Source organism: Pararobbsia silviterrae, from assembly GCF_003628125.1.
Lineage (GTDB): Bacteria > Pseudomonadota > Gammaproteobacteria > Burkholderiales > Burkholderiaceae > Pararobbsia > Pararobbsia silviterrae.
Window position 1 is genome coordinate 255,077 of record NZ_RBZU01000008.1, and the last position, 14,792, is coordinate 269,868.

Annotated in this window: 9 protein-coding genes; 5 read left to right on the forward strand and 4 right to left on the reverse strand. The window is 65.4% G+C overall.

What is annotated here, in order from left to right; all coding sequences use genetic code 11:
• Positions 1 to 31 precede the first annotated feature (31 nt).
• The 3 genes from D7S86_RS18480 to D7S86_RS18490 all read right to left on the reverse strand — a co-directional run bounded on the left by D7S86_RS18480 (position 32) and on the right by D7S86_RS18490 (position 6,285).
• The gene (locus D7S86_RS18480; protein WP_121088331.1) at positions 32 to 2,221 is read right to left on the reverse strand and encodes an amylo-alpha-1,6-glucosidase; all 2,190 of its coding nucleotides are present in this window, start codon (positions 2,219 to 2,221) and stop codon (positions 32 to 34) included.
• Positions 2,222 to 2,373: 152 nt separating this feature from the next.
• Complete coding sequence (locus D7S86_RS18485) at positions 2,374 to 3,585, reverse strand: metallophosphoesterase (RefSeq protein ID WP_121088332.1); 1,212 nt, start codon at positions 3,583 to 3,585, stop codon at positions 2,374 to 2,376.
• Positions 3,586 to 3,888: 303 nt separating this feature from the next.
• The gene (locus tag D7S86_RS18490) at positions 3,889 to 6,285 is read right to left on the reverse strand and encodes a glycoside hydrolase family 3 N-terminal domain-containing protein (protein ID WP_121088333.1); all 2,397 of its coding nucleotides are present in this window, start codon (positions 6,283 to 6,285) and stop codon (positions 3,889 to 3,891) included.
• 369 nt (positions 6,286 to 6,654) lie between these two features.
• Here D7S86_RS18490 and D7S86_RS18495 point away from each other — a divergent pair, with 369 nt between their 5' ends.
• The 4 genes from D7S86_RS18495 (at position 6,655) to D7S86_RS18510 (ending at position 13,926) form a co-directional block, all read left to right on the forward strand.
• On the forward strand, positions 6,655 to 7,245 hold the full coding sequence (locus D7S86_RS18495; RefSeq protein ID WP_420813258.1) for a Fur family transcriptional regulator: 591 nt from the start codon (positions 6,655 to 6,657) through the stop codon (positions 7,243 to 7,245).
• 664 nt (positions 7,246 to 7,909) lie between these two features.
• On the forward strand, positions 7,910 to 9,613 hold the full coding sequence (locus D7S86_RS18500; RefSeq protein WP_121088334.1) for a phospholipase C: 1,704 nt from the start codon (positions 7,910 to 7,912) through the stop codon (positions 9,611 to 9,613).
• Positions 9,614 to 9,662: 49 nt separating this feature from the next.
• Entirely contained in the window at positions 9,663 to 12,530 is a 2,868-nt protein-coding gene (locus D7S86_RS18505; RefSeq protein ID WP_240648268.1) for a GH92 family glycosyl hydrolase, read from the forward strand.
• 466 nt (positions 12,531 to 12,996) lie between these two features.
• Complete coding sequence (locus D7S86_RS18510; protein ID WP_158602020.1) at positions 12,997 to 13,926, forward strand: DNA/RNA non-specific endonuclease; 930 nt, start codon at positions 12,997 to 12,999, stop codon at positions 13,924 to 13,926.
• A gap of 76 nt (positions 13,927 to 14,002) precedes the next feature.
• On the opposite strand, the gene D7S86_RS18515 is transcribed toward D7S86_RS18510, so the two are convergent.
• Positions 14,003 to 14,275 carry a hypothetical protein gene (locus D7S86_RS18515; RefSeq protein ID WP_121088337.1) on the reverse strand — a complete coding sequence of 91 codons (273 nt, stop codon included), beginning with the start codon at positions 14,273 to 14,275 and terminating at the stop codon, positions 14,003 to 14,005.
• Positions 14,276 to 14,500: 225 nt separating this feature from the next.
• Between D7S86_RS18515 and D7S86_RS18520 the strand changes: the two genes are divergently transcribed.
• Positions 14,501 to 14,785 (forward strand): hypothetical protein, encoded by a 285-nt coding sequence (locus D7S86_RS18520; protein WP_121088338.1) that lies wholly within the window; start codon positions 14,501 to 14,503, stop codon positions 14,783 to 14,785.
• The last annotated feature ends 7 nt before the right edge of the window (positions 14,786 to 14,792 follow it).

A 14,792-nucleotide genomic window follows, 5' to 3' on the forward strand; every position in this document is an offset into this window, starting at 1 on the left:
GCGGGGCGCCATCGAGTCCGGCCGTCTTCGATCAGTCGCTGATGCGGCGGATCCAGTCGCCGTGCACGCGCGAGACCGCTTCAGCGCTGCCTTCGACGCGCGTCGCGATACCGTCCGCGAGCCGTTCGAAGGTCAGATCGACCTTGTACGGGCCGAACGTCAGGCGTCGCACCGTGAGGTTCTGCACGCCGGCCGGCAGCCGCGGCCGATCGATCGTCACGCTCTGCGTCCAGCCGTCGATCGTGATGCCGAGACACGACTGGAGCAACAGCAGCGCGGACCCCGCCGACCACGCCTGCGGCAGACACGCGACCGGATATCCGATCGGCGGCAGGCCCGGACGGCGCGCGAAGCCGCAGAACAGCTCGGGCATTCGCATGCCGAACGTGAACGCCGCGTCAAAGAGTTCCTCGAGGATCTCGCTCGGACCATTGAGCTCGCCGTAGCGGCGCATGCCGAGCGCGCAGAGCGCCGTGTCGTGCGGCCAGACCGAGCCGTTGTGATACGACATCGGATTGAAGCGCGGCTGGTTTTGCGCGAGCGTGCGGATGCCCCATCCCGAACGGAAGCCGTTGTTGCCGAGCCGGTCGATCACGCGTTCCGCACGCTCGTGGCTCGGCAGGCCCACGAACAGCAAATGGCCCGCGTTCGATGCCTCGACCGCGCAAAGCTTGCCCTGGCCGTCGAGCGCGATGCCGTAGAAGCCCTTGTCCTCCATCCAGAAGCGCGACTCGACGACTTCGGCGATCGCGCGGGCGCGCGCGGCCCACGTGTCGGACTGCCACGGATTGCCGCGCCGCGCGGCGAGGTCGCTCATCGTGAGGAACGCGCGATACGCGTATCCCTGGACTTCGACGAGCGCGATCGGCCCCGTCGGGAACGTCCCGTCCGCATGGAAGACGGAATCTTCGCTGTCCTTCCAGCCCTGGTTCGACAGACCCGACTTCTCGCCGCGCGCGTAGTCGAGCAGCCCGAACGGACTCTTGTCGATGACGCCTTCGATCCATCCCATCGCGCGTTCGAGCGCGGGCCAGAGTTCGTCGATGAGCGCGGTGTCGCCGGTGCGCGCCGCATAGGCGCCCGCGAGCACGACGAACATCGGCGTGCTGTCGACGCCGCCGTAATAGAGCGCGAACGGCAGTTCCTTGAGCGCGCACATCTCGCCCTTGCGCGTCTCGTGCATGATCTTGCCGGGCGCCGAATCGCGGAAGGTCGAGGTCTCGGTGGCCTGGCGGCTCGCGAGGAAACGCAGCACGCCGCGTGCAAGGCCCGGATCGAGCCAGAGCGTCTCGAGCGCGGTCACGATGCCGTCGCGGCCGAACGGCGTCGAGAACCATGGGATGCCCGCGTACGGATACGGCCCGGTCGCGAGATCGCTCGTCAGCAGCGCGAGGTCGGCGCGCGATTGAGCGAGCCATTGTCCGAACAGCGGCGTCGCGCTGTGCAGCGCCGCGCCGTTGAGCCGGTGCGCGCGCATCGCGAGCCGCGCTTGCGCGCGCGCGCGGCGATGGCGTCGCGCGTCGGGCGCTTCTTCGTTGGCCGAGTCGGGGCCGGCTTCGATAAAGAGCGTGAACACGCCGCCCGAGGGCAGCTTGACGATGTAGTCGGCGCGATCGGGACCCAGACGCTCGGGCGCGACCGAGAACGCGACCGTCGATGTGCGTTCGAGACCGTCGAGGCCCCAGTACGCGAGCCGCACGCTCGACGCATGGACGGCCGGCGCGGAGAGTTCGCCGCGGCGCGCGCGCGTCGAGCCGCGGACTTCGAACATGTCGCAGAAATCGGCGCGAAACGTCACGGTCAGCGGCATCGTGACGGGCTGGTTGCCGAAGTTGTGGCACGTGATGCGCTCGTAGAGCCGCGTGCGCCAGAGGAACCGGCTGCGCTCGACGTGGATCACGCCCTCGGGCGCGACCGCGCCGCCGAGCTCGGGCAGCGGATGGTTCGTCATGTGCGCGGTGAAGACGACGTTGTCGCGGCCCATCGAAGCGGACAGCAGCGACGGCGCACGCGGTCCGAAGGTCAGCCGGAAGTGCGAGAGCACGCGCGTGTCGTCGCGAAACAGCCCGTCCTTGCTGCCGTACACGTCGCCGTACGCATCCGCGACCATGAACGTGTCTTCGTGCTTGAGCGCGAACGTCTGCGACATCGCGGGTTCGGTGCGTTCGGTGACGGCGAGTGCCTCGTCGGCAAACGTCGCGAGGTCGTCGACCTGCTTCATGGTGATTCAGCCTCCAGTTCGATTCGTGAATACAGCGTTCGAGGGTAGCCAACCTTTGTGATGCGCGATGAAACGAGCAGCGCGCGATTTTTCCCTCATTTCCGCGCCTGCCGTGTCTATCGCGCTTACCGCACTTGCCGCGTTCACCGCGCCTAGGCGGCGGAGCGCACGCGCGCCTCGGGCGACGGCGCCGGGCCGCGTGTCCCGTGCGCGCGCGACGCGCCGTGCACGAGCCGCACGAGCGTGATCTCCGACGGCGCGAACAGGCGTTTGGGCGGGCCCCAGTAGCCGGTGCCGCGACTCGTGTAGACCCAGAGAGACCGCACCTTGTTCAGTCCGGCTGTGAACGGCTGCTGCACGCGGACGAAGAAATTCCAAGGGAAGAACTGCCCGCCGTGCGTATGGCCCGAGAGTTGCAGCGTGTAGCCCGCGTCGGCCGCGGCATGCGCGCTGCGCGGTTGGTGCGCGAGCAGCAGGCGGACCGTGGCGTCCGCGGGCGCGCCCGCGAGCGCGGCCGTCGGATCGCTTTCGTGGGCGGGGTCGAAATGACCGCCCGAATAATCGGTGACGCCCGCGATGACGACGGGAACGCCGCCATGTCGGATCACGACGTGCTCGTTGAGCAGTACGTTGAGGCCGATGCGCCGGAATTCCTCGACCCACGCATGTGCGCCCGAGTAGTACTCGTGGTTGCCCGTCACGAGGTAGACGCCGTGCTCGGCATGCAGGCGGCCGAGCGGCCGCGTATGGGCCGAGAGCTGTTCGACGCCGCCGTCCACGACGTCGCCCGTGATCGCGATGACATCGGCGTGCAGATCGTTGACCGCGTCGACGATCGCATCGACGTACTTCTGCCGGATCGTCGGACCGACGTGAATATCGGAGATCTGCGCGATCCGGAAGCCGTCGAGGGCGCTCGGCAGATCGTCGATCGGCACGTCCACGTGTTTGATGCGCGCGCGGCGGCGTGCGTTGACGAAACCGACGACCGAGAACACGAGCGCGAGGACCGGCACCGCGACACCCGACAGGTCGCGCCAGAGCACCGGCACCGATGTATGCGCGAGCAACGCCACGCTCAATGCGACGACGAGCACCACGTCGCGCAGCAGGCACAGCACGAGGAGCGAGGAAAACAGACCCATCGTCAGCAAGCCGGCCCATGCGGTCGTCGACGCGTCGTCGCGGCGCGCGCGACGCGCCATCATGCCGAGCGGAATCAGGACATACGACGCGGCGAGCCAGACGATCATGCCGATTTCGGCGGCGGGCCACGGGGTCAGGGCGGGCACGATCCGGTAGCCGACATAGAGATGCAGCAGCAGGCCGATCGCGAGGGCGCGGACGATGAAGGACAGGGGCATGAACGATACGCCAGGACGGGGATCGCTCGATTGTACTGCCGGTGGGGACGGATCGAAGCCGCAGGGCCGGCGGACGGCGCGTGAGCCTGCCCGCGCAGTCCGCCGGGCCGAGCGCATCGGCCCGATACGGCCCGAGATGATATGACGCGGCCCGAGACGATCGATGCCGCTGATGCGACCGATGTGATCAAGACGACCGAGACGACCAACACGACCAACACGACCGAGACGACCGAGACGACCGAGACGACCCGGCGCCGAGCGTGTCCGCGCGCGAGACGCGCGAACACGCCGGAGCGGGCCTCAGGCGCCCGCGTGGGCTTCCTGACGCGCGACGCTGCTCGTGCTTTCCATGCGCCACACGCGGCCGAGTTCACGGACCTGGCCGACCACATTGACCTTCGCATGCAGCGGCACGTTCGCGCTCGACGGACCGACCTGGATGTCGAAGACACCCGGCTCGACGACGCGCTTGAGCGCGGCATTGGTCAGATTCAGCATGTCGACGGGCACGCGCAGCGTCACGCGCGCGGTCTCGCCGGCCTTGAGCGCCACGCGCGCGAACGCCTTGAGCTCCTTGACCGGACGCACTGCCGACGCGAGTTCGTCGCGCACGTAAAGCTGCACGACCTCGACGCCGTCACGCGCGCCGGTATTCGTCAGATCGAAACTCGCGACGACCTCGCCCGTCTCGATATCGAGCGTGTCCTTCTCGATCGAGAGATTCGCGTAGTCGAACGTCGTATAGGTCAGGCCATGTCCGAACGGATAGCGGCTGCCGAAGTGGAAGGCGATCGGCGTGCCCGCGCTCTTGAGCTTGTGGTTATAGAAGTACGGCATCGCGCCGACGCTCTTGGGTACCGAGACGACGAGACGGCCCGACGGCGTGGCCTTGCCCGAGATCAGGTTCGCGAGCGCGACGCCGGCCTGCTGGCCCGGCGCGAATGCCATCGCGAGCGCGGCGAGCTGGTGTTCGACGCCGTTGAGCAGATAAGGACGGCCGCCCGTGAGCACGGCGATCGTCGGCTTGCCCGTCGCGACGACGGCTTCGAGCAGTTGCTGCTGGACGCCGGGCAGGTTCAGCGAATCGGTATCGGAGCCTTCGCCGACGGTGCCCGTCTGGAACAGGCCCGCGAGATCGCCGACGAACACGATCGCGAGATCGCTGTCGCGCGCGGTCTGCACGGCGGCGTCGATGAGGCTCGTGTCGCGCGACACCGGCGATTCGAGGCTCAGCGTCGAGCCGTCGGTCACGTCGCCCGGAAACACGGGCGCGCCGGCCTTGCGTTCGCCGAGGATCACGCAGCCCGGCGCGTACCGGACCGCATCGCCGTAGACGGCCTGCAGGCCCGCGAGCGGCGTCACGATGTCCGACGCGTCGGACGTCATGTCGTTGATGATCAGGTGGACCGGGAAGCTGTAGCCGCCAAGCATCGCGAGCGGATCGTTCGCGGTCGGCCCGATCACGGCGATCCTCTTGCCCGCGTTCGGCGCGATCGGCAGGATGCCGTTGTTTTCGAGCAGCACGAGCGACTGCTCGGCGGCTTGCTCGGCGAGCGCCTTGGCGTTCGCGTTCTGCAGGTCGATCTTGTTTTCGTCGGTGTACGGATTCTCGAAGAGGCCGAGACGGAATTTCTCGGTCAGCACGCGGCTCACGATCTCGTCGATCTTGGCCGTCGTGATCTGGCCGCGTTCGAGCGCCTGGCGCAGATGCGCGGCGCAATCGTCGCCGGGCAGCTCGACGTCGAGGCCCGCGTTGAACGATTGAGCCGCGGCCTCGGCCGGATCGGCGGCCACGCCGTGGTGTTGATAGAGCAGGCTCACGCCGACGTAGTCGGCCACGACGAGGCCGTCGAAGCCCCATTGGTTGCGCAGTACTTCGGTCAGCAGATAGTGCGAGCTGTGCGCGGGTTCGTTGTCGACGTCATGGTAGGCGGGCATGACCGAGCCCGCGTTGGCCTGCTTGACGGCCATTTCGAACGGCAGCAGGAAGATGTCGCTGAGTTCGCGCGGTCCGAGGTGCACGGGGGCGTGGTTGCGCGCGCCTTCGCTGAACGAGTGGCCGACATAGTGCTTGAGCGTCGCGAGGAGGTCGCGATGCTTGCCCTGGAGGCCGCGCACGTAGCGCGTCGCCAGCACGCCGATCAGATAGGGGTCTTCGCCGAAGGTCTCTTCGGTGCGGCCCCAGCGCACGTCACGCGAGACGTCGAGCACGGGCGCGAGGCCCTGATGGCAGCCGATGCTGCGCGCTTCGTCGCCGATCGCGGCGGCGATCTGCTCGATGAGTTCGGGGTTCCACGTCGTGCCGTAGTTGATCGCGGCCGGGAACAGCGTCGCGCCGCGCGTCATGAGGCCGACGAGACATTCTTCATGCGAGAGCGCGGGAATGCCGAGGCGCGTTTCTTCGCGGAGGAATTTTTGCAGCGCATTGAGCGCGCGCACGCCTTCGCGCGCATCGACGCTATGGCTGCCGAGCGGCCGCGTGATCTGGCCGAGACCGAGCTTCAGGCGCGCCTGCAGTTGCGACTGGTCGCTTTCGCCCGTGAATGCATCGCCGCGCGTGCGGTGCAGGCCGTCTTGGGACAGAAACAGCCAGAACGCGTGCATCTGGGCGATCTTTTCTTCGATCGTCATGCGGGCGAGCAAATCGGCGACGCGTTCGGGAATCGGGCGTGACGGGTCTTGATACGGGTGGCTCATGGCAAGGCGGCAGTCAAGGGAGGGGGCGACCCCGGAAAGGGCGAACGGGCGTCGAGGGCGTCGAGCGCGCCGCGTGGCGCGGCGCACGGGCCTTCTCCCGTCCGAGTTGCGGGCAAGCATATCCAAAAGCCCGTGGCATGCGTTTGTGAAATTGACGATCCGCGCGGGCATTCTTTTGCGTTAAAGCGAGCGTTACGCGCCGTCTATTGCACTGCATCATCGTGCATCGGGTACGCGCGTTTCCGATGCGCCCGGACCCGCGCGGCGCGGGGCGCGGCGGGCGAAATCCGGTCCGGCTCGCGCGTCGGCCCCGCCGGGCGCGGCAGCCCTTATAATTCCGCCATATCCCGTCTTCCGAGCGATCCGATCTTGCCGCACGATTCCCCCCACGCGCATGCGCACGACAGCACGCACCGGCACGCGTTGGCCGAGGGCGATGCTGCGGTGCCTTCACCCGAGCAGATCGAGCGTTCGCTCGATATCGCCGACGAGTATTGCCAGGCACGCGGCGAACGTCTGACGCCGATCCGCCGCAAGGTGCTCGGGCTGCTGCTCGCGAGCGGCCGCGCGACGAAGGCCTACGCGCTGCTCGATCAAATGCGCGATATGCATCCGGGGTCGGCGCCGCCGACCGTTTATCGCGCACTCGACTTCCTGTTGTCGGCGAACCTGATCCACCGGATCGAGACGATCAATGCGTTTTCGGTCTGCCACGACCTCACGCATTGCCAGCACGGGATTCTGATGGTCTGCCAGGATTGCGGCCGGGTCGAGGAGCTTCACGAGCCGAAACTGCGCAAGACGCTGATCGCGCAGGTCAAGCAGTCGGGGTATCGGCTCAGCGGCGAAGAAATCGAACTCAAGGGGCTGTGCCCCGATTGCCAGGCGCGCGCCGAAGGCAAACCCGCCAAGCGCGGTAAGGAATCCCACAGCGATACGACGGACGCACAGTCCGCGTAAGAAGTTCATGCGGTCCGCATGAGTCGCGCGACATGACCCGTGAGACGTGCGACACGAGGTGCGATATGACGCGCGACACGACGCGCGTCAGGTCAAGACGCATGTCCACTCACTAGCACGGTTTCGTGCCACTCCCTGTTTCATTTCGACGATGCGATCGGGCGGGATGTCACGCCTGCGATTCGACACGCGATCCGCTTTGAAATGAATTGTAACTGTCGACGGCACAGTCACATCGAGTGTGTCGACATGCCGATTCATACGCTCGTTTGTATCGAACGTATGTGCGATTACCGGCACGCGAGCCACGTGCTTTCCCACTATTCGAATTTATTGATGGCTTTAGACGCGCCGTCACGCCTGCGCGTTTAACGCATTGATATTTCGCAAATTCGCGTGACGTCATGCATGCGTCCTGCGAGAGCGCAGGCGTTGGCTAACGGTAAGGACGGTGTCATTGACGCGAAATTTCCGTTTGGTCGAATCACGCCCGCAGTTCTGAACACTACCCACGAATTCGAAAAAAGCGATTGTCAGCTCGATAGGCGAGTCCCCCAAGGACGCTCGCTCGACGCCGACCGACCTTGCTCGTCCCTAAAAAATGACGATCGTCCGAATACGTGGTCGCCCCTAAGCCACCATCGGAATCGGAGTTTGCACACTCATGTCTTGGAATCGCGTTTTACCCATCTGCATGGCCTCGGCGCTCGCGCTGAGCGCATGCGGAAGCAGTAGCTCGTCGCCATCGGCGAGTGCGGGCGCCAGTACGGCGTCAAATGTAAGCGTGCAGGATGCAGTTTCGACCGCGACGCCGATCAAGCATCTCGTGGTCATCTACGGCGAGAACAATTCGTTCGACCACTACTTCGGCGTGTATCCGGTTGCGGCGAATCTGTCCGGCGAGCCTGCATTTACCGCCAAGGCAGGGACGCCGGCCGTCAACGGGTTGACGACCGCGCTGATCGACAGCAATCCGAACAGCACGGCCGCGGGCAACGGCGCGAACCAGAAGGGTCCGTTCCGCCTCGATCGCACGGAGGCCGACACGCTGGATCAGACGCACACCTACACGCCTGAACAGGAAGCGTACGACAACGGCGCGATGGATCTGTTTCCCGAGTACACGGGCACGAACACCGTCAGTTCGACGGGCGCATTCGGCACGCCGGGTCTTGTGATGGGCTATTTCGACGGCAATACGGTCACGGCCTACTGGAACTACGCTCAGAACTTCGCGATGAGCGACAACATGTACACGGACACGTACGGTCCCTCGACGCCGGGCGCGATCGAGGTGGTGTCCGGTCAGACCAACGGCGCACAACCCAGCACGGAGGCCGCGGTCAGCGGCGAGATACTGGCCGACGGCGCCGGTGGTTACACGCAGATCGGCGATGCCGACCCGACGGGAGACACGTGCGCGACGGGCACCACGAGCACGATGTCGTCGAGCAACAAGAACATCGGGAATCTGCTCAGCGAAGCCGGTATTACGTGGGGCGGGTTTACGGGCGGCTTCGATCTGACGCAGGTCAACCCCAACGGTACCGTCGGCTGCAGTCGCACGACGCTTTCCACCGTGCTGAACTCGTCGCCTAACGATTACGTTCCGCATCACAACTGGTTCCAGTACTACGCAAGCACGGCGAACTACGCGCACACGCGCCCGAGTTCCCCGGCAACGATCGGCTATACCGATCCGCTCGACTCGACCGGCACCCCCGTGCATCACCAGTACGACGTCAACGACTTCTTTTCGGCTGTCTCGTCGGGCAATTTCCCGTCGGTCAGTTATCTGAAGGCGCCGTCGATCGACGACGGCCATCCGGGCAACTCGGATCCGCTCGACGAGCAGCGTTTCGTGACGACGGTCGTGAACTTCCTCCAACAGCAGCCCGATTGGAAGAACACCGCCGTGATCATCACGTATGACGACTCGGATGGTTGGTACGACCACCAATACACGGCGCCGACATCGTCGTCGTTCGACGCGACCGCGGATCAGCTCAACGGAGCCGGTCAGTGCACGAGCTCGGGCGCGCAGCAGGGCATCGGCGTGCAGGGCACCGTCGTGAACGGTCGTTGCGGTCCGGGTACGCGCATTCCGTTGATGGTGATTTCGCCGTATGCACGGTCCAACTACGTCGACCACACGCTGATTACGCAGGCCTCGGTCGTCCAATTCATCGAAGACAACTGGTTGGGCGGCAAGCGCATCGGCAACGGTTCGCATGACGCGACGACGGGCAGCCTGATGGGTCTGTTCGATTTCACCAACGGCGGCAGCACGCCGAAGCTCTATCTCGATCAGAGCGAGGGCACGGTGCTTACGGTGCCGCCCGCACTGCCGACCTTGCCGGTGAGCTGATCGCGTCCCGACAAAACAGACCACACAGAACACAGTCACGAGGAATCTTATGTTGAACAGGACTAGGGTGCTGACAGCCAGCATCCTGACAATGACGGCGCTCGCGCTGGCCGCGTGCGGCGGCGGCGGCAGCGACGGTAGCGTCAATACGCCGGCCGCCACGAGCGGCGCTGCGGTCGGCGGCGTCGCGACGGGCTTGACCGCGTACGTCAATCCGCTGATCGGCACGGCGCCGGGCTTGTCGCCGAATCCGACCGCGCACGGCGCGGGCGGCAATACCTTGCCGGCAGCAGGCTTGCCTTCGGGCATGGTGCAATGGGGTCCCGACTCGAGCAATACGAGCACGTCGGCAGAGAGCCTGGAGCCGGGCGCGCCCGCGGGCTACTACTACGACTACAACGTGATTCAGGATTTCAGCCTGACGCACATGAGCGGTACGGGCGGTACGGGTAACGACGGCGAATTCCCGATCCTGCCGACGGTGGGGCCGGCGGTGTCGGTGCCGACCTTCTCGCACAGCAACGAAGTCGCGCATCCGGGCTACTACGCCGTGACGCTCGACAACGGCGTGAAGGTCGAATTGACCGCGACCGTACGCAGCGGCTACGGCCGCTTCACCTATCCGGCAGGCGCGCCGGCGCTCGTGGTCGTCAACGCGACGCGGACCAATACGAGCACATCGGTCACGGGTTCGATCGCGGCGGTGGGTAACACCGCGATCGAAGGCATCACGACGGGCGGGGGCTTCGAAGGCAACGCCACCAAGGTGCCCGTCTACATGTATGCGGAGTTCGATCAGCCGTTCCTCTCGTCGTCGACGATCACGAACGGCGTGGCGGATCTCGCGTTCAATCCGGGCGCGACCGTGCAGATGCGCGTCGGGATCTCGTACGTGAGCATCGCCAACGCGAAGCTCAATCTGCAGACCGAGAACGCCGCGTGGGATTTCAGCGCGACGGAGAAAGCGGCCGATGCGGCGTGGGAACAACGCCTCGACCGGATCCGCGTGACGTCCACGGACACGACCGCGCTGACCAAGTTCTACACGGCCTTCTATCACACGTTGTGGGCGCCGAGCGTCTGGAGCGACGTCAACGGCCAGTACATGGGCTTCGACCAGGGCGTGCATACGCTCGCGACCGGTCAGACGGCGCAATACTCGGGCTTCTCGGGATGGGATGTGTATCGATCGGAGATGCCGTTCCGCGCGTTCCTGTTCCCGACGGAAACGAGTGACATGGCGCAATCGCTCGTGAACGACGCCGATCAGTGCGGCGGGATTCCGCACTGGGTCAACGACGACTATGAAGCGGGCGTGATGCCTGGCGATGCCGGTTCGCTGATGGTGGCGGGCGCTTACGCGTACGGCGCTACGAACTTCAACTCCGCCGACGCGCTGACGCACATGATCAAGCAGGCCAATGTGTACGGCAACACGTGTAACGGCACCTTGACGAACGGCGGACGCCAGACGTATCTGAAGTATGGCTACATCACGTCGGGCGATACGGGTATTGCTTCGTCGACGCTCGAATACACGGGCAGCGATTTTGCGATCTCGCAATTCGCGGGGGCATTGGGCAATACGACGATGCAGACGATCATCGGCGCGCGTTCGGCGTATTGGCAGAACGAAGTGGGCACGGAGACGCCGCCGCTGATCTCGGGGCGGACCACGGCCGGCGCGTTCAACACTGAAACGCAGACGAGCACGGGCGACTACGATCAGGGCAGCGCCGAGCAGTACACGTATATGGTGCCGTTCAATATGGCCGGGCTGGTCACGGCGCTGGGCGGCAATACGACGGTGCAAACGCGACTGGGCACGTTCTTCTCCGAGCTGAACGCGGGGCCGAGCGCGGCTTACCTCTATATCGGCAATGAACCGGGCTTCGGTACGCCTTGGATCTATGACTACGTCGGTGCCCCGGCGTCGTCGCAGGCGCTGATCCAGAAGATCGTGACGACGCAGTTCAGTACGACGCCGGGCGGTCTGCCGGGCAACGACGACATGGGCGCGACGTCGAGCTGGTATGTCTGGGCTTCGCTCGGGATGTATCCGGGGATTCCGGGTGTGGCCGGCTTCGAGTTGGCGAGCCCGCAGTTCTCGGCCATCACGATCACGCTCGAGAGCGGCAAGACGATCCAGATCAACGCAAGCGGTGCGCCGACCTCGCCGTATGTGTCGAGCCTCAGCGTCAACGGTACGGCGCAGACGAGCACGTGGCTTCCGTTCAGCGCCGTGCAGAACGGCGGTACGTTGAACTTCGGAATGAGCGGATCGGCTTCGTCGTGGGGCACGGATGTGGCCGATGCGCCGCCGTCGTATGGTCTGCCGGTCTACGCGAACATGGCGGCCGCGTTCAATCTGCATAGCGCCGCACCGGACGGATCGTCGAACACCGACGGCACGGGAGCGGACTTCGACGGGCAGTTGTCGGCGTATTCGTCGACGGCGATGGCCGTGACCGACGGTCAGGTGTTGAGTGTCGACGGCACCACGTTCACGTGGGGCAGCACTACGACGGGTCTCGACAACGCGATCTCGATGGGGCAGACGGTCGACATGCCGAGTGCGACGGGTACGACGCTCGTGGTGCTGGGTGCCGCGAACAACGGTCCGAGTTCCGGCACCATCACGCTGAACTACACCGACGGCACCTCGTCGACCGCCACGCTGACGTTGCCCGACTGGACCAACGGGGGCGCCGCGATCTCGGCAACCAATCTCGTGGCCGATCGGGTCGCGCTGACGTCGGCTCACCGGTTGACGCCGGCGGGCAGCACGGACACGACCACGGCCTACATCTACTACGAAGAAATTCCGCTCACGGCCGGCGAAACGCTTGCCAGCGTGAAATTGCCGACGATTATTTCGGCCGGCAAGATGCACATCTTCGGGTTGGCGACGAAGTAAGCAGCGAGTCGAGTGGGATCAGCCGAGACTCGTGGGAGTCTCGGCGCGGGCCTGGCGCGAAAGTCATTGCGCCGGGCCCGTGTTTTTTCATCAGGTATGATGCGCGGACCTTGACGGTCACCGATGGTGACGATGACTCCACGATTCAAGTGATCGCAATCCTGAATAAGTTTGCCGATGCTCGAACGCAATCGAGCGCGATAGCAACGACGATGCCGATCGGGCACGTGTTTCGACCCGATGCGCCTGATGGCACGCACGGTCATTCGGTCTTCCTCGATATGAGCCGGCGACCTTGAGCGCGCGGCTTTTTTCTTCGTGGCGCAGTGGTTTCGGTAAGACAGTTCGAACCCCATCACGCGTCGCGCTGCTCTGCGCGGTACTGCCATTCCCTGCATTCGCGGATTGCGACGATCATTTTGCCGATCGCATGGCGCCGCAATCGTCATCCGCGTCACCGGCACGCGTGACCGATGACGTTCATCTGCTGTGTTTCCGATCCTTTACGGTGCTCGAGTCCGGCACGACGCGCACGGCGGTCTGGTCGGCCGAGGCGCTGACGCGCGATCACGTGCTCGCCGCGCGCGAACTGCGCCGCGACAACGTATTCCATGCCGAGGACGCGATCGCGCCGAGCGACCGCGCGGAACTCGGCGACTATGTGCGCTCGGGATGGGACCGCGGTCATATGACACCGTCGGGCGACATGCCCGATGCGGAGTCGCAGGCCGAATCGTTCTCGCTCGCGAACATGATTCCGCAGGCGCCGCGCAACAACCGCCGGCTCTGGGAACACATCGAGGCCAGCACGCGCACGCTCGCGAAATCGGCGGGTGAGGTCTACGTCGTGACGGGGCCCGGCTATACGAGTGCGAAGCCGAGCTGGCTCAACGGGCGCGTGCGCATTCCCGATCTCGTCTGGAAAGCCGTCTATGTGCCGCACCAGGGCGCGGGCGCGTATCTCGTGCGCAACGACGCGGGCCGTGATTACGCGATCGTCTCGATCGCGGACATGACACGGCTCACGGGCATCGATCCGTTTCCGTCGCTTGCTGCGTCGATGCGGCAGACGCCCTATGGATTGCCGTCGCCGACGCCGCATCGCGGCGAAGACGCGGACGTTCGCGTCGCGGTGGCGTCATTGCTCGGACGCGGCGAGACGGTCGATGTCGCGTCGTCGCGCGACGGCGCGGGCGTCGGCGCGGTCAAGCGCGAGGGGCGGCGTCGCCGGCGCGAGACGGCGCATGACGATGGTGAAGATCGCGCATCGGCGCCGCTCGGGCGGCGGACCTGGGTGCCGATCGATATCCTCGCGACGCTGGAATCGGCGATCGAACAGACCGGACAGATGCTCTGGCAATGGCTCGACCGCGCGTGGCGCGATGCGTTGCGGTAACGAAAAGCGCGGAAAGAGGGTGCAGTGCGGGGGGCGCGGTAAGAAAACGCGGTAAAGGAACGCGATGGGGCGCGCTTCAGCCGTGCACGGGCGTCATGCCGAGCGAACCGTCAGGCCATTGAAAGCCGAGCGCGGCGGCGAGCGAGCGCTTGCCGAAGCGCCGGAAATACTCGACTTGAAATTCGACGCCTGTCGCGGGTCCCGTATAGACGACGGCCTCGTTGACCGCGAACGTATAGAACGGCGGATCGAGATGCACGAGCGTCACGGTGCCGCGCGAGTCGCGCGGAAGCTCGAGCGACACGGACGCTCGGAGTTGCGTGGGCAGGTACGGCAGATTCGCGGACATGGCTCGACACCGTCATACGGAAATAACAACCGGCACGTGTGCCATTAGATGCCACACGTTGCCCTGTTTTCAGGGCTAACGGCCTATCGCGCGCGAACTTGAGGGCGCGTCATCGTCGCGTCACGCTACACTGTGGGACGCGCGGCGCCGGGTGCCGCGCCGCCTTCGAGCCGCGGACAAAGAGCCGGGGCCGTTGCAGTCGAGACCAGCGCGCACGGAAAGATCATGAAAAGCTTGTATGTCATCGGGGCCGTCGGGGCCATTGCGGTCGCGGGCCTTGTCTCGCTGGCCATCGCACAAACCTCGGACGATGCGCCGGCATCGAATATCCACGGATGGCATGCGCCGCCCGACCCCGACAATCCGCATCACGGCTGGGGCGCGCCGCGGCCCGGCGATCCCGAGACCGGCCGCATGACCGAGCACGGCTGGGTCGCTCCCGTGAACAAGGACTGTTCGTTGAACCGTGTCGAGATCCAGGGCAGCGCGCAAGTGCGCTGCATGAAGTAACCCGGTT